General features: G+C 70.9%; 18 protein-coding genes. 16 read left to right on the top strand and 2 right to left on the bottom strand.

Going from position 1 to position 22,730, the window contains the following annotated elements; translation table 11 throughout:
• Positions 1 to 213: 213 nt before the first annotated feature.
• Both FPZ41_RS12890 and FPZ41_RS49860 read right to left on the bottom strand, forming a co-directional pair.
• Complete coding sequence (locus tag FPZ41_RS12890; protein ID WP_152862169.1) at positions 214 to 1,101, bottom strand: polysaccharide deacetylase family protein; 888 nt, start codon at positions 1,099 to 1,101, stop codon at positions 214 to 216.
• Between the two features lie 2 nt (positions 1,102 to 1,103).
• The gene (locus tag FPZ41_RS49860) at positions 1,104 to 2,342 is read right to left on the bottom strand and encodes an asparaginase (RefSeq protein ID WP_322620162.1); all 1,239 of its coding nucleotides are present in this window, start codon (positions 2,340 to 2,342) and stop codon (positions 1,104 to 1,106) included.
• Positions 2,343 to 2,705: 363 nt separating this feature from the next.
• Between FPZ41_RS49860 and FPZ41_RS12880 the strand changes: the two genes are divergently transcribed.
• The 16 genes from FPZ41_RS12880 to FPZ41_RS12810 all read left to right on the top strand — a co-directional run.
• The gene (locus FPZ41_RS12880) at positions 2,706 to 3,704 is read left to right on the top strand and encodes a LacI family DNA-binding transcriptional regulator (protein ID WP_228022703.1); all 999 of its coding nucleotides are present in this window, start codon (positions 2,706 to 2,708) and stop codon (positions 3,702 to 3,704) included.
• 233 nt (positions 3,705 to 3,937) lie between these two features.
• On the top strand, positions 3,938 to 5,275 hold the full coding sequence (locus tag FPZ41_RS12875; RefSeq protein WP_152862165.1) for an OFA family MFS transporter: 1,338 nt from the start codon (positions 3,938 to 3,940) through the stop codon (positions 5,273 to 5,275).
• A complete protein-coding gene (locus tag FPZ41_RS47050) occupies positions 5,241 to 5,378 on the top strand; it encodes an MFS transporter small subunit (RefSeq protein WP_194236077.1) in 138 nt (45 codons plus the stop codon). The genes FPZ41_RS12875 and FPZ41_RS47050 overlap by 35 nt, the downstream gene beginning before the upstream one ends.
• A 185-nt stretch (positions 5,379 to 5,563) precedes the next feature.
• Positions 5,564 to 6,505: a beta-ketoacyl-ACP synthase III gene (locus FPZ41_RS12870; protein ID WP_152862163.1), complete on the top strand. Its 942-nt coding sequence runs from the start codon at positions 5,564 to 5,566 to the stop codon at positions 6,503 to 6,505.
• Between the two features lie 258 nt (positions 6,506 to 6,763).
• The gene (locus FPZ41_RS12865; protein ID WP_152862161.1) at positions 6,764 to 7,441 is read left to right on the top strand and encodes a GntR family transcriptional regulator; all 678 of its coding nucleotides are present in this window, start codon (positions 6,764 to 6,766) and stop codon (positions 7,439 to 7,441) included.
• Between the two features lie 473 nt (positions 7,442 to 7,914).
• Entirely contained in the window at positions 7,915 to 9,096 is a 1,182-nt protein-coding gene (locus FPZ41_RS12860; RefSeq protein WP_152862206.1) for an ROK family transcriptional regulator, read from the top strand.
• A 165-nt stretch (positions 9,097 to 9,261) separates the two neighbouring features.
• Complete coding sequence (locus FPZ41_RS12855; RefSeq protein ID WP_152862159.1) at positions 9,262 to 10,824, top strand: sugar ABC transporter ATP-binding protein; 1,563 nt, start codon at positions 9,262 to 9,264, stop codon at positions 10,822 to 10,824.
• Complete coding sequence (locus FPZ41_RS12850) at positions 10,821 to 11,843, top strand: ABC transporter permease (RefSeq protein WP_152862157.1); 1,023 nt, start codon at positions 10,821 to 10,823, stop codon at positions 11,841 to 11,843. The genes FPZ41_RS12855 and FPZ41_RS12850 overlap by 4 nt, the downstream gene beginning before the upstream one ends.
• A 20-nt stretch (positions 11,844 to 11,863) precedes the next feature.
• Entirely contained in the window at positions 11,864 to 12,901 is a 1,038-nt protein-coding gene (locus FPZ41_RS12845; RefSeq protein WP_152862155.1) for a substrate-binding domain-containing protein, read from the top strand.
• Between the two features lie 88 nt (positions 12,902 to 12,989).
• Positions 12,990 to 14,282, top strand: a complete 1,293-nt coding sequence (locus FPZ41_RS12840; RefSeq protein ID WP_152862153.1) for a Gfo/Idh/MocA family protein — start codon at positions 12,990 to 12,992, stop codon at positions 14,280 to 14,282.
• Positions 14,283 to 14,296: 14 nt separating this feature from the next.
• Complete coding sequence (locus FPZ41_RS12835; RefSeq protein WP_152862151.1) at positions 14,297 to 15,301, top strand: sugar phosphate isomerase/epimerase family protein; 1,005 nt, start codon at positions 14,297 to 14,299, stop codon at positions 15,299 to 15,301.
• 145 nt (positions 15,302 to 15,446) lie between these two features.
• On the top strand, positions 15,447 to 17,993 hold the full coding sequence (locus FPZ41_RS12830; protein ID WP_322620161.1) for a PQQ-dependent sugar dehydrogenase: 2,547 nt from the start codon (positions 15,447 to 15,449) through the stop codon (positions 17,991 to 17,993).
• A gap of 11 nt (positions 17,994 to 18,004) precedes the next feature.
• Entirely contained in the window at positions 18,005 to 19,408 is a 1,404-nt protein-coding gene (locus FPZ41_RS12825) for a ThuA domain-containing protein (protein WP_152862149.1), read from the top strand.
• Between the two features lie 92 nt (positions 19,409 to 19,500).
• Positions 19,501 to 20,676: an inositol-3-phosphate synthase gene (locus FPZ41_RS12820; RefSeq protein WP_152862147.1), complete on the top strand. Its 1,176-nt coding sequence runs from the start codon at positions 19,501 to 19,503 to the stop codon at positions 20,674 to 20,676.
• A 68-nt stretch (positions 20,677 to 20,744) separates the two neighbouring features.
• A complete protein-coding gene (locus tag FPZ41_RS12815; protein ID WP_228022702.1) occupies positions 20,745 to 21,869 on the top strand; it encodes an SCO3242 family prenyltransferase in 1,125 nt (374 codons plus the stop codon).
• A partial coding sequence (locus tag FPZ41_RS12810; RefSeq protein WP_152862143.1) for a sugar phosphate isomerase/epimerase family protein occupies positions 21,866 to 22,730 on the top strand: 865 nt, incomplete at its 3' end. The genes FPZ41_RS12815 and FPZ41_RS12810, both read left to right, overlap by 4 nt.

Below are 22,730 nucleotides of genomic sequence, written 5' to 3'. Positions count from 1 at the left end.
GAAGGGGAGAGAGGGGGAGTGGGTCGTCCGGGCCGCGCGAACGGCGTACGCGGAGCACGTCGCGCGGTGCACACGGACAGCGGGCCGACGGCAACGGCAACGGCAACGGCAACGGCGACGGCAACGACGACGACGGCAACGGCACCGTGACGACCCGACGGCGCCGGCCGGCCGGGAAGGGGCGGGACGCAGCGGGACGAGCGGCGGTGGCCGTCAGCCGCGCGGGGTGCGGGCGATGAAGTCGTCGGCGATCTCGTCGAAGGTGGACCAGGTCACGCCCTCGTGGCCGCCGATGTGGTCGATGAGACGTTCCAGCATCAGCAGGTTCTGCGGGCGCCCGGAGACATCGGGGTGGATCGTCATCGTGAAGACCCCGTAGTCCATCTCGCGGTAGACCCAGTCGAACTGGTCGCGCCACATCTGTTCGAGGTCGCGCGGGTTCACGAAGCCGTGGCTGTTGGCGCTGGCCTTGACGAACATCATGGGTGGCAGGTCGTCCAGGTACCAGTTGGCCGGGATCTCCACCAGGCCGGTCTCCTCGCCCCGCACCAGCGGCTTCATCCACTGCTCGGCGGGCAGCGAGTAGTTGATCTTGGTCCAGCTGTCGCCGACGCGCACGTAGTAGGGGCTGAAGTCGTTGTGCATCAGCGAGTGGTCGTACTTGATGCCGCGTTCCAGCAGGAGTTCGTTGGTGACCGGGGAGAACTCCCACCAGGGGGCGACATAGCCGGTGGGGCGGCGGCCCGAGACCTGCTCGACCAGGTCGATACCGCGGTCCAGCACCGCGCTCTCCTGGGCGCGGGTCATGGCGATGGGGTTCTCGTGCGAGTAGCCGTGGATACCGATCTCATGTCCGGCGTCCACGACCATCCGGGTCTGGTCCGGGAACGTCTCGATGGAGTGCCCGGGGATGAACCAGGTGGTGCGCAGGTCACGGCGTTCGAACAGGCGGAGGATCCGCTCCACGCCGACCTCGCCCGCGAACAGACCGCGGGAGATGTCACAGGGCGAGTCCTCGCCGCCGTAGGAGCCGAGCCACCCGGCCACGGCGTCCACGTCCACGCCGAAGGCGACACGGATGTCCTTGCTTGCCTTGCTCATGATCACTCATTCCTCTCGGTGGAGCGGACGGGCACGGTGGCCCGTCCGGGGAAGCCGGCACCGGAAGACCGCGGGGCGGCGGCGTCCGGGCCGCACGGATCGGTGCGGGGGGATTCGGAGTGGGGGGATTCGGAGCGGAGGGATTCAGTGCGGGGGGATTCAGCGCGGGAAGAGGTGGAGCCGGGAGAGTCGGAGGGGCGTGGAGAGTCGGTGTGGGGGACGTCGCCCTCGGGGAAGTCGGCGTCGGGGAAGTCGGCGTGCCTGCCCAGTTCGCTCGCGGCGCGTACCGGATCAGGGTCCGTGGCCAGGAGCGCGGTGAGCAGGATGCGTGCCTGGGAGGCGCGGAGCGTGCCGGTGGGCACGGCCCCCGCGCGCACCAGGTCGGCGCCGCCGCCGTTGCCGTACAGCGCGGCGACAGGACCTGCGTGCACCCGGCTGGACAGTGCCACCACGATCCCGGCGCGGGTCAGCCGGGCGATCGCGGCGCACACGTCGTGGTTGGCGTTGCCCGCGCCGGTCGCCTCCAGCACCAGGCCGCGCGCGCCCGCGGCGGCGAACGCGTCCATGGCGATGGCGTCCGAGCCCGGGTAGCAGGCCACGATGTCCACGCGGGCGGCCTCCAGATCCAGCGCCGAGGGGCCGAGCGCGGGCGGCCGTACCGGCCGGGCGGAGAGCCGGGGCACCCCTCGCGTCACCCGGCCGAGCGGGCCGGAGTCCGGGGCAGAGAACGCCTCCGGCGCGAGCGTGTGGGACTTGCGCGCGCCGCGGGCGGCGAAGATCCGCCCGTCGAAGACGATCAGCACTCCGCAGCCCGCCATCTGCGGTGACGCGGCGACCGCGACCGCGTCGGCGAGGTTGCGCGGACCGTCGGTGTCCCGGTTCGCGGCGTGCCGCTGGGCGCCGGTGAACACCACAGGACGCGGGTCCCGGTGCACCAGGTCGGCGAGGAACGCGGTCTCCTCCAGGGTGTCGGTGCCGTGCGTGACGACCACGCCCGCCACGTCGGGATCGTCCAGCGCCCGGTGCACTTCGCGGACGATGCCGGCCATGCCGCCGGGCGTGAGCAGATAACTGCCGACCCGCGCGACGTCCCGACCCTCCACGGCGACATCCGCCGGGCCGGGCAGCCCGGGCAGCCCGGCGAGCAGCGCCTCCGCACCGTCCGTGGCACGCGCGGCACCACGGCTGTCGGGGCGGGAGGCGATGGTTCCGCCGGTGGAGAGGACGACGACCCTGCGCACGAGGAGACCTCCTGGCCAACTAGAGCAAACGATTGGACCAAACGTTTGGGTATCTTGCACGCATGGGTGCGTCCGGTCAATGACCTCACTGTTACGATCACGGAAAACGCCGTCCGCACCCGGCGGCGCGCTCACCGGGCACCGGCCATCGGCGGGCCGTCCGGGGGATCAGGCCGGAGGGAGCCACCGGAGCCTCGTCACCGCAGGTCAGGTCCCTGCGGCCACCGGCACCGGACGGAACGGGCCTGGACGGAACGGGCCTGGACGGAACGGCACGGCACCGCACCGCACAGGGCGGCACCGCACAGGACGGGAGGGACACGGGCAGCGATGGACCCGCAGCGTCCACAAGTAACCCTGCGCATGTTGGCCGACCGGCTGGGGCTTCACGTCTCGACGGTGTCACGCGCCCTGCACGCCAAGCCCGAGGAGGGCCGGCGTGCCGCGTCCAGTGCCACCATCGCCCGGATCAGGGAACTCGCCGACGAGCTCGGCTACCAGCCCAACCCGCACGCCACGAGCCTGCGGACCCAGCGCAGCAATCTGGTCGGCGTCCTGGTGCCCCGGCTGTCGGACCTGGTGCTCGCGACCGTCTACGAGGGGATCCAGGAGGCGGCGCGCGCCCAGGGTCTGTCCACCTTCGTGACCAACACCAAGGACGAGCCCGACACACAACGGGCCCAGACGGAGATGATGCTGGCCCGCCGGGTCGACGGTCTGATCTTCGGCGACGCCCGTGCCGACGGCGCCCTGCTGGCCGAGACCGCCGCCCGCGGTGTGCCGTTCGTCCTGGTCAGCCGGCACGTGGCCGGGCACACCTCGGTGACCTGCGACGACCCGCTGGGCGGTCGGCAGGTGGCCGAGCACCTTCTGGGCCTCGGACACCGCGACTTCGCTGTGATCGCCGGCGAGCCCTACGCGAGCACGGGCATCGACCGTACGCGAGGCTTCCTGGAACGCTGCGCCGAGGACGGCATGACCGTTCCCGCCGACCGGATCGTGCACTCCGCCTTCGACGCCAGGGGTGGCCGACAGGCCGCCGACCGGGTCCTGGACGCCCCCGGCCCACAGCCGACCGCGCTCTTCGCCGTCAACGACTTCGCGGCGATCGGGGCCATGGGCGCGCTCCGCGACCGGGGTCTGAGCCCCGGTCAGGACATCGCGGTCGTCGGTTTCAACGACACCCCGCTCGCGGCCGAGTTGCCCATCCCGCTCACCAGCGTCCGCTCACCCATGCACGAGATGGGCCGCCGCGGCCTGGACCTGCTCACCCGCCTCCTCGCCGGCGAGCCCGCCCCCTCGGAACGCCTTGCCCCGACCCTCGTCGTACGGGCGTCCAGCGACCGGCCGCCACGGTCCTGACGCGACCGGCCCCACGGTCCTGACGTGACCGTTCGCCACGGTCCTGACGCGATCGTTCGCCCCCTCCTCACGATCGTTCGTCCCCTCCTTGCGACCGTTCACCCCCTCCTTGCGACCGCTCATCCCGTCGTACCGACCGTTCGTCGCGCCTGGCGTACCGTTCACCGCATACGGTCGACAAGATGACGTGTCCTGCTTCCCAACTCCCTGGCCGGTTCCTATCGTTCGGGATCATGAGCCCCCCTGTAGCACCGCCCGGCTGGAGCCGCTGGCTCGTCCCGCCGGCCGCACTCTCGGTCCATCTCTCCATCGGACAGGCCTACGCCTGGAGCGTGTTCAAGCCGCCGCTGGAGTCCGCGCTCGGTCTCAGCGGAACGCAGAGCGCGCTGCCCTTCCAGCTCGGCATCGTCATGCTCGGACTGTCAGCCGCGTTCGGCGGCACGCTCGTGGAGCGCAACGGGCCGCGCTGGGCGATGACCGTGGCCCTCGTCTGCTTCTCCTCCGGCTTTCTGGTCTCGGCCCTCGGTGCCGCCGTGGAGCAGTACTGGCTGATCGTGCTCGGCTACGGCTTCATCGGCGGTATCGGACTGGGCATCGGCTACATCTCGCCCGTCTCGACGCTGATCAAGTGGTTCCCCGACCGGCCCGGCATGGCCACCGGCATCGCCATCATGGGCTTCGGTGGCGGCGCCCTCATCGCCTCGCCGTGGTCCACGCAGATGCTGGAGTCCTTCGGCTCCGACTCCTCCGGGATCGCGCTCGCCTTCCTCGTCCACGGACTGGCGTACGCCGTCTTCATGTCGCTCGGTGTGCTGCTGGTGCGCGTGCCGAGGAGAGAGAAGCCGGTCGACAGCGGGCCGGGCGTCTTCGACGGGGTGCAGGTCTCGGCGCGCAGCGCACTGCGCACCCCGCAGTTCTGGTGTCTGTGGGTCGTGCTCTGCATGAACGTGACCGCGGGCATCGGCATCCTGGAGAAGGCCGCCCCCATGATCACGGACTTCTTCGCCGACTCCTCGACCCCGGTGTCCGTCACCGCGGCCGCGGGATTCGTCGCGCTGCTGTCGGCGGCCAACATGGCGGGCCGTATCTGCTGGTCGTCCACGTCCGACCTGATCGGGCGCAAGAACATCTACCGCGTCTACCTGGGCGTGGGCGCGGTGATGTACCTGCTGATCGCCTTGTTCGGAGACTCCTCCAAGCCGCTGTTCATCGTCTGCGCGCTGGTCATCCTGTCGTTCTACGGCGGCGGCTTCGCCACCATCCCGGCGTATCTGAAGGACCTGTTCGGTACCTACCAGGTCGGCGCGATCCACGGTCGGCTGCTCACCGCCTGGTCCACGGCCGGCGTCCTCGGGCCGCTGATCGTGAACTGGATCGCCGACCGGCAGGAGGCGGCGGGCAAGCACGGCTCGTCGCTCTACGACCTGTCCTTCTTCATCATGATCGGCTTGCTCGTCGTCGGCTTCGTCGCCAACGAGTTCGTCCGGCCCGTCCACGCCCGTCATCACGTCCCCGCGCCGAAGGAGGCCACCGCCGATGTCGTCCAGCGACAGCAGCCCGAATCCGCCTGACCGGCGTGCCCTGATCGCCGTCTCCTGGCTGTGGGTCGGGCTGCCACTCGGCTACGGACTGTACGAACTCGTACGAAAGGCGACGCAGCTGTTCACGGGGTGAGGGGCCGCTGTCCGGCACAAGGGCGTGCACCTTGGACACCCGGACGATTGTTCGGGCGTCCAAGGGAATGACAGAAGCCCACAACCCTGCCGCCCCTTTCCTGTGTCTGTACGTGCACACTTACCCGTGAGTCAGTGATCAGACTGGTGAATCCCGCTACCCGAGGCTACGAGGGGGATCCACCCATGAACGGCACTCGCATCGCCGCCGTCGGCCACTACCAGCCCGCCAAGGTGCTCACCAACGAGGACCTGGCGGGCATGGTCGACACCAGTGACGAGTGGATCAAGTCCCGGGTGGGCATCCGTACGCGCCACATCGCCGGGCCCGAAGAGCCCGTGGACGAGCTGGCCTCGCAGGCCGGCGCCAAGGCGCTCGCCGCCGCGGGCCTCGCCCCCGGCGCCGTCGACCTCGTTGTGGTCGCCACCTCCACGGCCGTCGACCGCTCCCCGAACACCGCCGCCCGGGTCGCCGCCCGCCTGGGCATCCCCTCCCCGGCCGCCCTGGACGTCAACGTCGTCTGTGCGGGCTTCACCCATGCGCTCGCCACCGCCGACCACGCCGTCCGCGCAGGCTCGGCGAGCCGTGCCCTGGTCATCGGCGCCGACAAGATGTCCGAGGTCACGGACTGGACCGACCGCACGACCTGCGTGCTCGTGGGCGACGGAGCGGGCGCGGCCGTCGTCGAGGGCGCCGACGGCGAGCCCGGCATCGGACCGGTGCTCTGGGGCTCGGTGCCGGAGATGGGGCACGCGGTGCGCATCGAGGGAACGCCCCCCAAGTTCGCGCAGGAGGGGCAGAGCGTGTACCGCTGGGCGACCACCCAGCTGCCGCCCATCGCCCGGAAGGCGTGCGAGCGTGCGGGGCTCACTCCCGAGGAACTCGCCGCGGTCGTGCTGCACCAGGCCAACCTGCGGATCATCGAACCGCTCGCGGAGAAGATCGGCGCGGTGAACGCCGTGGTGGCACGGGACGTCGTCGAGTCCGGGAACACCTCGGCGGCGAGCATCCCGCTGGCCCTGTCCAAGCTGGTCGAGCGCGGCGAGATCTCCACCGGGGACCCGGTGCTGCTGTTCGGCTTCGGCGGGAACCTGTCGTACGCGGGGCAGGTCGTCCGCTGCCCGTGAGGACTCCACTGGTCGTGAGGGCCCCACACTTCCGTGCGGGCCCCATTGCCGGTCCGGGCCCCACTTTCAGTGAGAGTCCCACTTCCAGCGCGGGCCCGTGCCCCTTCGACGGCGCCGAATGATCTCTCGGTGATGCCGATGTGACGAGGCCAACTCCCCCCAGGCCTGGCTCCTGTGCACCGTAGACTGTAGACGAAAGACAATCCATACTGGCTTTCCGGCTGCTGCCGCGCCGCCGTTGCCCTGGAGGGGGACGCGATGTTGTCGACAGGACTGCCGCAGGGGGCGGTGCCCAAGCTCGAACGCCCCGGTCCGCTGCGCGACCGCGTGTACGAGGCGCTGCTCGAACTCATCACGACGCGTGCCCTCCAGCCCGGCCAGCACCTGGTCGAGAGCGAGCTCGCCGGCCATCTCGGAGTCTCCCGGCAGCCGGTGCGCGAGGCCCTGCAGCGGCTGAACACCGAGGGCTGGGTCGACCTGCGGCCCGCCCAGGGCGCGTTCGTGCACGAGCCCACCGAGGAGGAGGCGGACCAACTCCTCACGGTGCGCACGCTGTTGGAGGCCGAGGCGGCCCGGCTCGCCGCCGCCAACGCGGGCACGGCGGGCGTCACGGCGCTGGAGGAGCTGTGCGCCGAGGGCGAGAGCGCGGTCGAGGCCGACGACGTGGACGGCGCGGTCGCGATGAACGCCCGCTTCCACGCGAAGGTCATGGAACTCGCGGGCAACACGGTCCTCGCCGAACTCGCCGCCCAGGTCGACCGCCGCGTCCGCTGGTACTACACGCCGGTCGCCCGGCAGCGCGGACAGCAGTCCTGGATCGAGCACCGAGACCTGATCGCCGCGATCGCGGCCCGTGACGAGCAGCGCGCCACCGAGGTCATGCGCGCCCACACGGAGCACACGCGCAGGACGTACCACGCACGTCCGCGGTCGTAGGGCCTCGGGTATCTCACGCCCGCGGTCGTAGGGCCCGAGTGCACGCCCGCGGTCGTAGGGCCCGAGTGCGGAGTGCCCGCGGCCGTTGGGTCTCGCATGTCGCACGCCCGCGGATGGGCGGGTTGCGTGCGCTCGTAGGCGCTGCTGCCAGTGCATCACGTCACCGGGTGTGCCGTGGCTTTCAAGGGGCGCGGGGCTGTGACATGTGCGGCTCTGCAGCGTGGGCGTGCCCAGCCACAACGAACCCGCAGCCGGCCACCTTCCGGAGTGGGCCCCGAGGGGGACAAACGTCGTCTCTGCTGGGCATCCGACCCGTCTTTGTCCTGTGAGTGGAGAAAGTAGTTAGCAATTCGTGCGCAAGTTCTTCCCACTCGCGGCAGCCACTGCTACGTTCCCCTCGAAAGCAGGCCACACATGTGGCTGGAACCCGACGGACACAGGCCGGTTGAGGCGGGGAGGGGCTCGTGAGACGCATGACGGCTCGACCCGCGAACACCCACCAGGCCCGGCTGCTGCGTCTGTTGCGGGACGGTGGCCCCAACTCCAGAGCTCAGCTCGGTGATCAGGTCGACCTCTCGCGGTCGAAGCTGGCCGTCGAGGTGGAGCGGCTGCTGGAGACGGGCCTGATCGTGGCCGACGGACTCGCCGCCTCGCGCGGCGGCCGTCGCTCGCACAACATCCGGCTCGCCCCGAACCTCCGCTTCCTGGGCGTCGACATCGGCGCGACCTCCGTCGACGTCGCCGTCACCAACGCGGAGCTGGAGGTCCTCGGGCACATCAACCAGCCGATGGACGTACGGGAAGGCCCCGTCGCCGTCTTCGAGCAAGTCCTGGCCATGGCTGCCAAGCTGAAGGCGTCAGGGCTCGCGGAGGGCTTCGACGGCGCCGGTATCGGCGTCCCCGGGCCGGTCCGTTTCCCCGAGGGCATTCCGGTAGCGCCGCCGATCATGCCGGGCTGGGACGGCTTCCCGGTGCGGGAGGCGCTCAGCCAGGAGCTCGGCTGCCCGGTCATGGTCGACAACGACGTGAACCTGATGGCGACGGGGGAGCAGCACGCGGGCGTGGCGCGCTCCGCGGGCGACTTCCTCTGCGTCAAGATAGGCACCGGTATCGGCTGCGGCATCGTCGTCGGCGGTGAGGTGTACCGCGGTACGACGGGCAGCGCGGGCGACATCGGGCACATCGTGGCGGTACCGGACGGCCGGCCGTGCGCCTGCGGCAACCGGGGCTGCCTGGAGGCCTACTTCAGCGGCGCCGCGCTCGCCCGTGACGCCACCGAGGCCGCCCAACAGGGGCTCTCGGCCGAACTCGCGAACCGACTGGAAACCAACGGCTCCCTCAGTGCCGCCGACGTCGCCGCCGCGGCCGCCGCCGGCGACGCCACCGCACTCGACCTGATCCGCGAGGGCGGAAACCGCACCGGCCAGGTCATCGCCGGACTCGTCAGCTTCTTCAATCCGGGCCTGGTGGTGATCGGCGGCGGCGTCACCGGCCTCGGCCACACGCTGCTCGCCGCCATCCGCACCCAGGTCTACCGCCAGTCGCTGCCTCTCGCGACCGGCAACCTGCCCATTGTTCTCGGGGAGCTGGGACCAGCCGCCGGAGTCATCGGCGCGGCCCGGCTGATCAGCGACCACCTGTTCTCGCCCGCGTAAGCCCACTCCAGCAGTACCGGTCACCAGTTCAGCGCCCTGCTCAGCCCCACTCAGCCCTGTTCTGCCTTGCTCCGCCCTGCCCTGCTCAGCCCTGTCCTGAACATGCCTGCCCCAGCAGGTGCATCGCCCTGAAACCGGCCCGCACGCCCGCCAAGGGGAACCGTCATGGCACCAGAACCACCGCTGCTCACCATGTCCGGCATCACCAAGTCGTTCCCCGGAGTCCGGGCTCTGGACGGCGTCGACCTCGACGTCCAGGCCGGCGAAGTGCACTGCCTGCTCGGCCAGAACGGCGCCGGGAAGTCCACCCTCATCAAGGTCCTCGCGGGCGCCCACCAGCCCGACGACGGCACGATCACCTGGCGCGGCGAACCCGTCACCCTCAAGTCCCCGATCGCCGCCATGCGCCTCGGCATCGCCACCATCTACCAGGAACTCGACCTGGTGGAGGGCCTGTCGGTGGCCGAGAACGTCCACCTCGGCCACGAACCCACGGCCGCCGGCTTCGTCGTCCGGGGGAAGGCGGCCAAGGAGTCGACAGCCGCTCTGCTGGGGCGACTCGGTCATCCCGAGATCGATCCCGCCCGGCTCGTCGGTGACCTGTCCGCCGCCCACCAGCAGATCGTCTCGATGGCCAGGGCGCTCTCCCACGAGGTACGGCTCATCGTCATGGACGAGCCGTCCGCCGCGCTCGACCCGGACGAGGTCGACAACCTGTTCCGGATCGTGGGCGACCTGACCGCCGACGGGGTGGCGGTCGTGTACATCTCGCACCGCCTGGAGGAGATCCGCCGCATCGGCGACCGCGTGACCGTACTGAAGGACGGGCGCGCCGTGGCGGGTGGGCTGCCCGCGGAGAGCACGCCGACGCGCGAGGTCGTGGCGCTGATGACGGGACGGAACGTCGAGTACGTCTTCCCGGACCGGCCGCCCGCGCCGCCCGCGGACGGCACGCCGGTCCTCCAGGTGCGAGGGCTGGCCCGCGACGGCGAGTTCGAGCCCTTCGACCTGGAGGTCCGCCCCGGCGAGATCGTGGGTCTGGCCGGCCTCGTCGGCTCCGGGCGGTCGGAGATCCTGGAGACGATCTACGGCGCCCGCAAGCCCACCGCAGGTCAGGTCGTCGTCGACGGGCGGCCGTTGCGCCTCGGCAGCGTACGGGCCGCCGTCGGCGCGGGACTCGGACTCGCCCCCGAGGAGCGCAAGGCACAGGCGCTGCTGATGCTGGAGTCCGTCACCCGAAACGTTTCTGTGTCGTCCATGTCCCGCTTCGCACGCGGCGGCTGGATCGACCGGGGGGCCGAGCTCGCAGCGGCGCGGGCCGCGACCCGGGAGCTGTCGCTGCGGCCCGACAACCCGTCCGCGCCGGTGCGCACGCTGTCCGGCGGCAACCAGCAGAAGGCCGTCCTGGCCCGCTGGCTGCTGCGCGGCTGCCGCGTCCTGCTGCTCGACGAACCCACCCGAGGCGTCGACGTCGGCGCCCGCGCCGAGCTGTACGCGGTGATCCGCCGCCTCGCCGACGACGGCCTGGCCGTGCTGCTGGTCTCCAGCGAGGTCCCCGAGGTGCTCGGCCTCGCCGACCGCGTCCTGGTGCTCCGCGAGGGCCGCGTCGTCCACACCGCGCCCGCCCGTGAACTCGACGAACACCGCGTACTCGACCTCGTCATGGAAGGAAGCCCGGTGGCCAGTGATGGAAGCCCTGTGGCCGGTGAAGGGAGCCCGGCGTCATGACACAGCCCGTGTCCCCGCCCCGGAGCGGAACCGGCAAAATGACACCAGTCAGTGAACCGCCCGCCTGGCGCGCTCTCCTCTTCCGCGCCGACGTCCGCACTCTCTCACTCCTCGGTGTCCTCGCCGCGCTGATCGTCATCGGCGGCATCACCAGGCCCGACGAGTTCCTCGACACCCGCAACCTCCAGCTCGTCCTCACTCAGGCCTCGGTGGTCGGTGTCGTCACCGTCGGCATGACCTTCGTCATCACCTCCGGCGGCATCGACCTCTCCGTCGGCGCGATCGTCGCCCTCGCCTCCGTATGGGCGACGACGGTGGCCACACAGGAGTACGGCTTCGCCGGCATCCTCTTCACCGCGGTACTCGTCGGTGTCGGGTGCGGGCTGGTGAACGGAGTGCTCATCGCGTACGGCGGGGTGGTTCCGTTCATCGCCACGCTCGCCATGCTCGCCTCGGCCCGCGGACTCGCGCTCCTGATCACCGAGGGCAGGACTCAGATCGTCACGGTCGACGGCATTCTGAGCCTCGGCGAGCGCGACGCGTACGTGCTGGGCATACCGCCGCTCGTCCTCGTCTTCGCGGCCGTGACGATCGTCGGCTGGCTGGTGCTGAACCGCACGACGTTCGGCCGGCGCACGGTTGCCGTCGGCGGCAACGCGGAGGCGGCTCGCCTCGCCGGTATCGACGTCCGGCGGCAGCGGCTGTACATGTACCTGCTGTCCGGGCTGTGCTGCGGCATCGCAGCGTTCCTGCTGATCGTGCTGTCCGGCTCGGGCCAGAACACCAACGGCAACCTGTACGAGCTCGACGCCATCGCGGCCGTGATCATCGGCGGCACGCTGCTCAGTGGCGGCCGGGGCACCATCACGGGCTCCGTGCTCGGCATCCTGATCTTCACCACGATCACCAACATCTTCGCGCTGAACAACCTCCAGAGCGACGTCCAGCAGATCGCCAAGGGCGCGATCATCGTCGCCGCGGTCCTGGTCCAGCGACGTACGCCAAGCACAACGACCTGACACGGAAGGGCCCCCACACCATGGCACACCGCACGAGCCGCAGAGGACTGCTCTTCGGGACCGCCGCCGTCTCGGCCGGCGCCCTCCTCACCGCATGCACCAGCAACGAGTCGAGCGACGAGCCCGCGGCGAAGGACCAGCCGGCCGCCGACGACAAGCCCGGCAAGGAGGTCACGATCGGTTTCGCCGGGCCGCAGGCCGACCACGGCTGGCTCAACGCCATCAACGAGAACGCCAAGAGCCGCGCGGAGAAGTACGAGGACGTCACGCTGGAGATCACCGAGGGCTCCAACGACACCGCCCAGCAGATCGGCCAGATCGAGACCCTCATCAACAAGAAGGTCGACGTCCTGGTGATCCTGCCGGCGGACGGCAAGGCCCTCACCCAGGTCGGGCTGAAGGCGATGCGCGCCGGCATCCCCGTGGTGAACCTGGACCGGATCTTCAACACCCCGCAGGCGTACCGCTGCTGGATCGGCGGCGACAACTACGGCATGGGCCTCAACGCCGGCCACTACATCGGCGAGAAGCTCAAGGACAAGCCGAACGCCCGTGTCATCGAACTCGCCGGGGTCGACAGTCTGGAGCTGACCCGGCAGCGCACCCAGGGTTTCGACGACGCGCTGAAGAACTACCCGAACATCAAGAAGGTGGCCCGGCAGGCCGCCGACTTCACCGTGGAGTCCGGGCAGGCCAAGATGGCCCAGCTCCTCCAGGCGCAGTCGAAGTTCGACGCACTGTGGAACCACGACGACGACCAGGGCGTGGGCGCGCTGCGGGCCATCGAGCAGGCCGGCCGCGACGACTTCCTGATGGTCGGCGGCGCGGGCGCCCTGTCCGCCTTCCAGGCCATCAAGCAGGACGACGGCGTCCTCAAGGCGACCGTGCTCTACCCGCCGACCATGGCCGCGTCCGCGATCGACCTGGCCCGCGCACTCGGCCAGGGCAAGGGCGTGGGCGGTCTCGCCGAGTTCGAGATCCCGGCCTCGATGACGCTCTACTCGGCGGTCGTCGACAAGGACAACGTCGACCAGTACATGTCCACCGGCTTCAAGTGATGCGCCCTGCTCCGCGGGTCCGACCGGTGTGACCCGTGGATCAGGACACACCCCCCACCGCGCCATGACGAACGAGGAGGACCTCCGTATGGGACAGCCGCAACAGCCCGACGAAGCCGAGGCAGGTGCCGCGACGCCGGCCACGGCCGGGGCGGCGGTCACGGCCGAGGCGGACACCGGGGCCGGGGACGGCGCGGACGCGACCGTCGCCAAGCCCTCGCTCGGCGTCGGCATGGTCGGCTACGCCTTCATGGGCGCCGCCCACTCCCAGGGCTGGCGCACCGTGGGCCGCGTCTTCGATCTGCCGAGCCGTCCGGTCCTCGCCGCGATCTGCGGCCGGGACGCGACCGCCGTACGCTCGGCGGCCGACCGGCACGGCTGGGCGGCGGCCGAGACCGACTGGCGGGCCCTGATCGAACGCGACGACGTCGATGTCGTCGACATCTGCACCCCCGGAGACAGCCACGCCGAAATAGCCCTGGCCGCACTCGCCGCGGGCAAGCACGTGCTGTGCGAGAAACCCCTCGCGAACACCGTCGCGGAGGCCGAGGCGATGGTCGAGGCCGCCGAATCTGCGTACCAGCGCGGTCAGTTGGCGATGGTCGGCTTCAACTACCGCCGGGTGCCCGCCACCGCCCTGGCCCGGCGGATGGTGGCCGAGGGCCGGATCGGCACCCTGCGGCACGTGCGGGTGACGTACCTTCAGGACTGGCTGGTGGACCCGGAGTTCCCGCTCACCTGGCGGCTGCGCAAGGAGTCGGCCGGCTCCGGCTCGCTCGGCGACCTGGGCGCGCACATCGTGGACCTCGCGCAGTACCTGGCGGGGGAGCGGCTCGCCGGGGTGTCCGCGCTCACCGAGACGTTCGTACGGGAACGGCCGCTGCCCGTCGGCGCCACCAGCGGCCTGGCCGCCGTGTCGTCCGCCGGCACCGGGCCGGTCACCGTGGACGACGCGGCCCTGTTCACCGGCCGCTTCACCTCCGGCGCCCTTGCCTCCTTCGAGGCCACCCGGTACGCCACCGGACGCAAGAACGCCCTGCGCATCGAACTCAACGGCGAGCGCGGCTCCCTGGCCTTCGACTTGGAGCGCCTCAACGAGCTCGCCTACCACGACGCCACGGAACCCGGGGAGCACGCCGGTTTCCGCCGCATCCTCGTCACCGAGCCCGACCACCCCTACCTGGACGCCTGGTGGCCGCCGGGGCACGGTCTCGGTTACGAGCACAGCTTCATCCACCAGGCCCGGGACCTCGTCCACGCCATCGCCGAGGGCCGCAGCCCGGAGCCGTCCTTCGCCGACGGGCTCCAGGTCCAGCGGGTGCTCGCGGCGGTCGAGGAGAGTGCCGAGAAGAACTCCGTCTACACACCCATCGCGGTCTGAGGAGGGCCCAGAGCATGCCGCGCACTTTTACGCTCTTCACCGGACAGTGGGCCGATCTGCCCCTGGAAGAGGTCTGCCGCCTCGCTCGCGACTTCGGCTACGACGGGCTTGAACTCGCCTGCTGGGGCGATCACTTCGAGGTCGACAAGGCGCTCGCGGACCCGTCGTACATCGCGTCGCGTCACGAGCTCCTCGACAAGTACGGCCTGAAGTGCTGGGCGATCTCCAACCACCTGGTCGGGCAGGCCGTCTGCGACGCCATCATCGACGAACGCCACCAGGCGATCCTGCCCGCCCGGATCTGGGGCGACGGCGAAGCCGAGGGCGTACGGCAGCGGGCCGCCGCCGAGATCGCCGACACCGCACGGGCCGCCGCTGCCTTCGGCGTCGACACCGTCATCGGCTTCACCGGCTCGGCGATCTGGCACCTGGTCGCCATGTTCCCGCCCGCGCCCGAGTCCATGATCGAGCGCGGCTACGAGGACTTCGCGACGCGCTGGAACCCGATCCTCGACGTCTTCGACGCGCAGGGCGTGAGGTTCGCCCACGAGGTCCACCCCAGCGAGATCGCCTACGACTACTGGACCACCCAGCGAGCCCTGGAAGCCGTCGACCGGCGGCCCGCGTTCGGGCTGAACTTCGACCCCTCGCACTTCGTGTGGCAGGACCTCGACCCGGTCGGCTTCCTGTGGGACTTCCGCGACCGGATCTACCACGTCGACTGCAAGGAGGCCCGCAAACGGCTCGACGGACGCAACGGCCGCCTCGGCTCCCACCTGCCGTGGGGCGACCCCCGCCGCGGCTGGGACTTCGTCTCCGCCGGCCACGGTGACGTCCCCTGGGAGGACGTCTTCCGGATGCTGCGCTCCATCGACTACCAGGGCCCCGTCTCCGTCGAGTGGGAAGACGCCGGCATGGACCGGCTCCAGGGCGCCCCCGAAGCCCTCACCCGTCTCAAGGCGTTCGACTTCGAACCGCCGACGGCCTCGTTCGACGCGGCGTTCGGCGGCAACGACTAGCACGTTCCCCGCAGGTGTCTCCGGGATGACGGCGCATCCCGGAGTACCGATCCCTCCGGGGATCCCTCCGGGGTGACGGCGCACCCCGGCGTATCGCACACACCCGTGCACCTCCGTACGACCAGCCCCTTCCTGGAGGCATTTCGTGCACCCGTACGACAACATCAGGGACAACACCAGTCGCAGCAGACGACCGAAGTTCCGAGGGGCGGTGGCGCTGCTGAGCGGCCTGCTGCTCGCGGGCGCCTCCCTCTCCCTCACCGCACCCACGGCCGGCGCAGCCGTCGCCGATCAGGGAGCCGCCGTTCCGGCGGGCGCCGCCGCGGCCGAGGACTTCCAGCAGGTCACCCTCGCCAAGGGCGAACCCGAGGTCGGCGAGCCCATGTCGCTCGCCGTCCTGCCCGACCGCTCGGTCCTGCACACCTCGCGCGACGGCGAACTCCGCCTCACCGATGCCGCCGGCAACACCGAGCTCGCGGGCAAGCTCGACGTGTACTCGCACGACGAGGAAGGCCTCCAGGGCGTCGGCGTCGACCCCGGCTTCGCCGACAACCGCTTCATCTACCTCTACTACGCGCCCCCGCTGGACACCCCGGCGGGCGACGCGCCCGAGACCGGCACCGCCGCCGACTTCGCACCCTTCGACGGCGTCAACCGGCTCTCCCGCTTCGTCCTGAAGACCGACGGCACTCTCGACACCGCCAGCGAGACGAAGGTCATCGACATCCCGGCGTCCCGCGGCCTGTGCTGCCACGTCGGCGGCGACATCGACTTCGACAAGGACGGCAACCTCTACCTGTCGACGGGCGACGACACCAACCCGTTCCAGTCGGACGGCTTCACCCCCATCGACGAGCGCGCGAACCGCAACCCGGCGTTCGACGCCCAGCGCTCCTCGGGCAACACCAACGACCTGCGCGGCAAGATCCTGCGCATCAAGGTGAACGCCGACGGCTCGTACTCCGTCCCCGAGGGCAACCTCTTCGCGCCGGGCACGGACAAGACGCGCCCCGAGATCTACGCGATGGGCTTCCGCAACCCGTTCCGCTTCAGCGTGGACAAGGAGACGGGCATCCTTTACGTCGGCGACTACGGCCCCGACGCGGGCGCCGCGAAGCCGGAGCGCGGCCCCTCCGGACAGGTCGAGTTCAACCGTGTGACGAAGGCCGGCAACTTCGGCTGGCCGTACTGCATCGGTGACAACGAAGCCTTCATCGACTACGACTTCGAGACCGGCGCCTCCGGATCCGCCTTTGACTGCGCGGCCCCGAAGAACACCTCGCCGAACAACACCGGGCTGACCGAGCTTCCCCCGGTCGAGCCTGCCTGGATCCCGTACGACGGCGACTCCGTACCGGAGTTCGGCAGCGGCTCCGAGTCCCCGATGGGCGGCCCGGTCTACCGCTACGACGCCTCGCTGGACTCCCCGGTGAAGTTCCCGGAGGCCTACGACGGCGACTTCTTCGCCGGTGAGTTCGGCCGTCGTTGGATCAAGCGGATCACGTCGGACGCGGACGGAACCGTGCAGTCCATCAACCCCGTCCCGTGGAGCGGCACCCAGGTCATGGACATGGCCTTCGGGCCGGACGGCGCTCTGTACGTCCTCGACTACGGAGTCTCCTGGTTCGGCGGCGACGAGAACTCCGCCCTGTACCGCATAGAGAACGCCACCGACGGCCACTCGCCCGTCGCCCAGGCGACCGCCGACCGTACCTCGGGACAGACGGGACTGAAGGTCCGCTTCTCCTCGGCCGGAACCTCGGACGCGGACGGCGACGCGCTCACCTACAGCTGGGACTTCGGCGACGGCGGCACCTCGACCGCGGCCAACCCCACGTACACGTACAAGAAGAACGGCACCTACACGGCGACCGTCACCGCCAAGGACACCACCGGCCGCACCGGCAGCGCGAGCGTGCAGATCGTGGTCGGCAACACCGCGCCCAAGGTGACGCTGGAGCTCCCCAAGGACGGGCAGTTGTTCAGCTTCGGTGACGCCGTGCCGTTCAAGGTGAAGGTGACCGACCCGGAGGACGGCACGTCGATCGACTGCTCGAAGGTGAAGGTCAGCTTCGTCCTCGGCCACGACAGCCACGGCCACCCGCTGACCTCGGCCAACGGCTGCTCCGGCACCATCCAGACCAGTGCCGACGGCGGCCATGACGAGGACGCCAACATCTTCGGGGTCCTCGACGCCGAGTACACCGACCTCGGCGGGGGCGGGCAGGCCCCGCTGACCACCCACGACCAGAGCGCCCTCCAGCCCAAGCACCGCCAGGCGGAGCACTTCAACGACTCCTCCGGCGTGACGATCCAGTCGAAGACCAGTGCGAACGGTGGCAAGACGGTCGGCGACATCTCCAACGGCGACTGGATCTCCTTCAAGCCGTATGTGCTGTCCAACGCCACGAAGTTCACCGCGCGGATCGCGTCCGGCGGCGCGGGCGGCAAGCTGGAGGTCCGGGCGGGCTCCCCGACCGGCCGGGTGCTCGGCACCGCGACCGTGCCGGTGACCGGCGGCTGGGAGAACTTCCAGGACGTCAGCGCCGCCCTGTCGCGGGCCCCGCGTGACACCACCACGCTCTACCTGGTCTTCAAGGGGAGCGGCAGCGGCGGCCTGTTCGACGTGGACGACTTCACCTTCACTACGTCGTCGGCGTCGTCGGCGTCGTCGGCGTCTTCAGCGGGCTGAGGGGGGCTGCCATGAGAGCAAGTAAACGACTGGCGACAGCTGTGGTCGGTGCCGCGCTGCTGATCGGGTGCGTGTCGGGGCCGGCGGTGTCGCAGGGCTCGGGAACGGGCGCCGACACCGGTGCTGCCGCTCGTGCGGAGAGCCGGGTGCTGGTCTTCTCCAAGACCGGCGGCTTCCGCCACGACTCGATCCCCGACGGTATCGCCGCCGTGAAGGAACTGGGCGCCGCCCACGGCTTCGCGGTCGACGCCACCGAGGACGCGGGCGCGTTCACCGCGCGCAACCTCGACCGGTACGACGCCGTGGTGTTCCTGTCGACCACGGGTGACGTCCTGAACGAGGCCCAACAGGGCGCGTTCGAACGGTACATCCGGCGGGGCGGCGGTTACGTGGGCGTCCACGCGGCCGCCGACACCGAGTACGACTGGGCCTTCTACGGCGGGCTCGCCGGGGCGTACTTCCAGTCGCACCCGGCGATCCAGCCCGCCACGGTCGACGTGGAGGACCGGGGCCACCCGGCCACCTCGGGGCTGGAGGCCGCCTGGAACCGCACGGACGAGTGGTACAACTACCGCTCCAACCCGCGTGAGAGGGCCCACGTCCTCGCCTCGCTCGACGAGTCCTCGTACACCGGCGGCACCATGAACGGCGACCACCCCATCGCCTGGTGCCAGGAGTACCAGGGCGGACGCGCCTTCTACACCGGAGGCGGCCACACCAAGGAGTCGTACGCCGAGCCCGCCTTCCGGCAGCATCTGCTGGGCGGGATCCGGTGGGTGACCGGTGAGGCCCAGGCCGACTGCCGCCCGGAGAACGGCTACCAGTCGTTGTTCGACGGCACGACGGAGTCCCTGTCGGCGTGGCGGCAGGCGGGGCCGGGTTCGTTCGAGCTGAGCGACGACGGCACGCTGACGTCGTCGGGCGGCCTCGGCATGCTCTGGTACGCCGCTTCCGGCTTCGGGTCGTACTCGCTGAAACTCGACTGGAAGATGGCCAGTGCCTCCGGCGACGACAACTCGGGTGTGTTCGTGGGCTTCCCGGCCTCCGACGACCCGTGGTCGGCTGTGAACAACGGCTATGAGATCCAGATCGACGCCACCGACGTACCCGAGCGCACCACCGGCTCGGTGTACAGCTTCCAGTCCGCCGACATCAAGAAGCGCGACCGTGCGCTGAACCCGCCGGGGGAGTGGAACACGTACGAGATCCGCGTCGAGGGCGAACGGCTCCGCATCTGGCTCAACGGCGTGAAGATCAACGATTTCACCAACACTGATCCGGTCCGGAGCCTGCGGGACGGTCATATCGGCATCCAGAACCACGGTGCCGAGGACCGGGTGTCCTTCCGCGACATCCGGATCAAGGAACTGCCCGCACGGACCGCGACCTCCGCGGCTCCGTCACCGGGCAACTGAACGGCGGCGGGCGGGGGACGCCGGACTCCCGCCCGCCGTCTCTCCCTCACCCGAGTTTTCGCCGAGGTGCGCGTACGACCAGGAGGCCGCTCATGACTGTGTCCCCGTCCGTGTCCCCGTCTGTGTCCCCTTCCGTGTCTCGTTCGGAGCCCCGGGTGGGGGTCTGGCTGATCGGAGCGCGTGGTTCCGTCGCCACCACCGTCGTCGCGGGGTGCGCGGCCGTGACAGCGGGCCTGAACGCCCCGACGGGCATGGTCACCGAGACCCCGCTCTTCGCCGGCACCGGCCTGCCCGCCCTGTCGTCGCTGGTCTTCGGCGGCCACGACACCGTGGACTGCCCGCTGCCGAAACGCGCGGAGGCCCTGGCCGCGGGAGGCGTCCTGCCACACGGCCTGCCCTCGGCGATCTCCTCCGAACTGACCACGGCCGACCGCGAGATACGCCCCGGCGGCCCGCTGCCGGGCGACATCCGTGAGCCGACCGACCTGATCGACGCCTTCTCCACGGACATCCGTGACTTCGTACGACGTCACGGACTCGCCCGGGCCGTCGTGGTGAACGTGGCCTCCACGGAGCCCGCGACCACCGGCTCCGCCCTCCCTCCGAGCTCGCTGTACGCGGCGGCCGCCCTGCGCGCGGGCTGCCCGTACGTCAACTTCACCCCTTCGACGGGTCTGCACCACCCGGCACTCGCCTCGCTCGCCGCCGGCTCCGGCCTGCCGTACGCGGGCCGGGACGGCAAGACCGGCCAGACGCTGCTGCGTTCGGTCCTGGGCCCGATGTTCGCCCAGCGCGCCCTGACGGTCCGCGCCTGGTCCGGTACGAACCTCCTCGGCGGCGGAGACGGCGCCGCCCTGGCCGATCCGGCCGCCGCCGCGGCGAAGAACGCCGGCAAGGAACGCGTGCTGGCGGACACCCTGGGCCGGGCACCGGAGGGCGAGACCCACATCGACGACGTCCCCGCCCTCGGCGACTGGAAGACCGCCTGGGACCACATCGCCTTCGACGGCTTCCTCGGCACCCGCATGATCCTCCAGACCACCTGGCAGGGCTGCGACTCGACGCTGGCCGCCCCGCTGGTCCTCGACCTGGCCCGCCTTACGTCCCGGGCCCACGAAGCAGGCCTGACGGGTCCTCTCACCGACCTCGGCTTCTACTTCAAGGATCCCGTCGGCGACGGCCCGTCGGCCCTGGGAGAGCAGTACGCGGCCCTGGCGGACTTCGCGGGGCGGTTGCGGGAGCTCCGGGGGGAGGGGGACACGCGATGACGAGGACCAGGGCGGTGACCGGACCGAGGAGCGGTATGAGGACCGGGACCACGACAGGGGCAAAGGAGATGCGGAAGCTGAACACGAAGGTGAAGGTGAAGGGGAAGGCGAAGGCGCAGGCGAAGGCGCAGGCCTGGGCCGAACTGCTGCGCCTGCCCGCCCTGTTCACCGTCCCCGGCGATGCCCTCGCGGGCGCGGCCGCCGCAGGGGCCGCCCGCCCGAACGCCCGCACCCTGCTCGCCATCGGTTCCTCCCTCTGCCTGTACGAGGCAGGCATGGCCCTGAACGACTGGGCCGACCATGCCGAGGACGCCGTCGAACGCCCGCACCGCCCCCTGCCCTCAGGCCGCGTACGCCCCACTTCGGCACTCGCCGCGGCGGGCGCGCTCACCGCCGCCGGCCTGGCCCTGGCCGCCCGCGCCGGCCGCCCCGCCCTCACCGTCGCCGTCCCCCTGGCGGCCACCGTCTGGTCATACGACCTCACCTTGAAACGCACCCCCGCCGGCCCGCTGGCCATGGGCGCCGCCCGCACACTCGACGTCCTCCTGGGCGCAGCCGCCACCACCGGTACCACCCGCGCCGCCCTCCCTTCCGCACTGGCCCTCGGCGCCCACACGTTCGCGGTGACCACGGTGTCCCGCCACGAGACACAGGGCGGCTCCGCCTTGGCCCCACTGGCAGGCCTGGCAACGACGGGGGTTCTGGCCTGGAGACTGACCCGTGGACACACGACAGGGCGTCGCACCGCAGGCCCCAGTCCTTCGACCGAAGCCTCCGTTCCGGGCCTGGGCCTGAAGCCGGGCCGGACAGCCGACGCGGCCGGCTCCGCCCGCCTCAACTTGACCAACCTGGCCGACCCGACCAACCTGCCCGGTCCGAGCAACCTGCCCGGTCCGAGCAACCTGCCCGGTCCGAGCAACCTGTCCGGCTCCACCCCCCTGCCCAGTGCGGCGGCGGCCCTGCACACCGCCCTCGCCGTCACCTACGCAGCGACCACTGCTCGCCCCCTCTTCCACGCCACCCTGAACCCGTCACCCCCGCTCACCCAACGCGCCGTCGGCTCCGGCATCCGCGCCCTCATCCCGCTCCAGGCCGCCCTCACGGCCCGCGCGGGCGCCACAGGTGTGGCCCTGTTGACCGCCGCCCTCGCTCCGGCTGCACGCAGCTTCGCGAGGAAGGTGAGCGTCACATGACCGCCTCCGACGAGCACATGAGCCGTCGCCTCCGCTTCGGCTACGGCACCAACGGTCTCGCCGACCTCCGCCTCGACGACGCCCTCGCCCTGCTAGCCGACCTCGGCTACGACGGCGTCGGTCTGACGCTCGACCATATGCACCTCGACCCGCTCGCCCCGGACCTCACCGCCCGCACCGCGCGGGTCGCCCGCAGGCTGGCGGCGCTCGGGCTGAGCGTCACCGTGGAGACCGGCGCCCGCTATGTTCTCGACCCCCGCCGCAAACACGGCCCTTCCCTCCTGGACGCGGACCCCGACGACCGCGCCCGGCGTGTCGACCTGCTCCTCCGCGCGGTGCGGGTCGCCGCCGACCTCGGCGCCCACGCCGTGCACTGCTTCAGCGGCATCACCCCGGCAGGCACGGACACGGGCACCGCCTGGAAACGTCTGTCAGAGGCGCTCACCCCCGTCCTGGACGCGGCCACCGAAGCCGGTGTCCCCCTCGCAGTGGAACCCGAACCCGGCCACCTCCTCGCCACCCTCGCCGACTTCCACCACCTGCGTGAAGCACTGGGCAGCCCGGACGCGCTGGGGCTCACGCTCGACATCGGCCACTGCCAGTGCCTGGAACCTCTGCCACCCGCCGACTGCGTCCGCGCCGCCGCCCCCTGGCTGCGCCACGTCCAGATCGAGGACATGCGCCGCGGCGTCCACGACCACCTCCCTTTCGGCGACGGCGAGATCGCCTTCCCTCCCGTACTCGAAGCCCTCGCCGCCACCGGCTACCAGGGCCTGACCGTCGTCGAACTGCCCCGCCATTCCCACGCGGGCCCCCACTTCGCCCAGCAGTCCCTCCCTTTCCTCCGCCACGCCGCCCCGC

The sequence above is a fragment of the Streptomyces acidicola genome (assembly GCF_009377235.1).
Taxonomy (GTDB): Bacteria; Actinomycetota; Actinomycetes; order Streptomycetales; family Streptomycetaceae; genus Streptomyces; species Streptomyces acidicola.
Note: the sequence above shows the minus strand (reverse complement) of the source record. Positions and strands in the feature narration are given on the sequence as shown.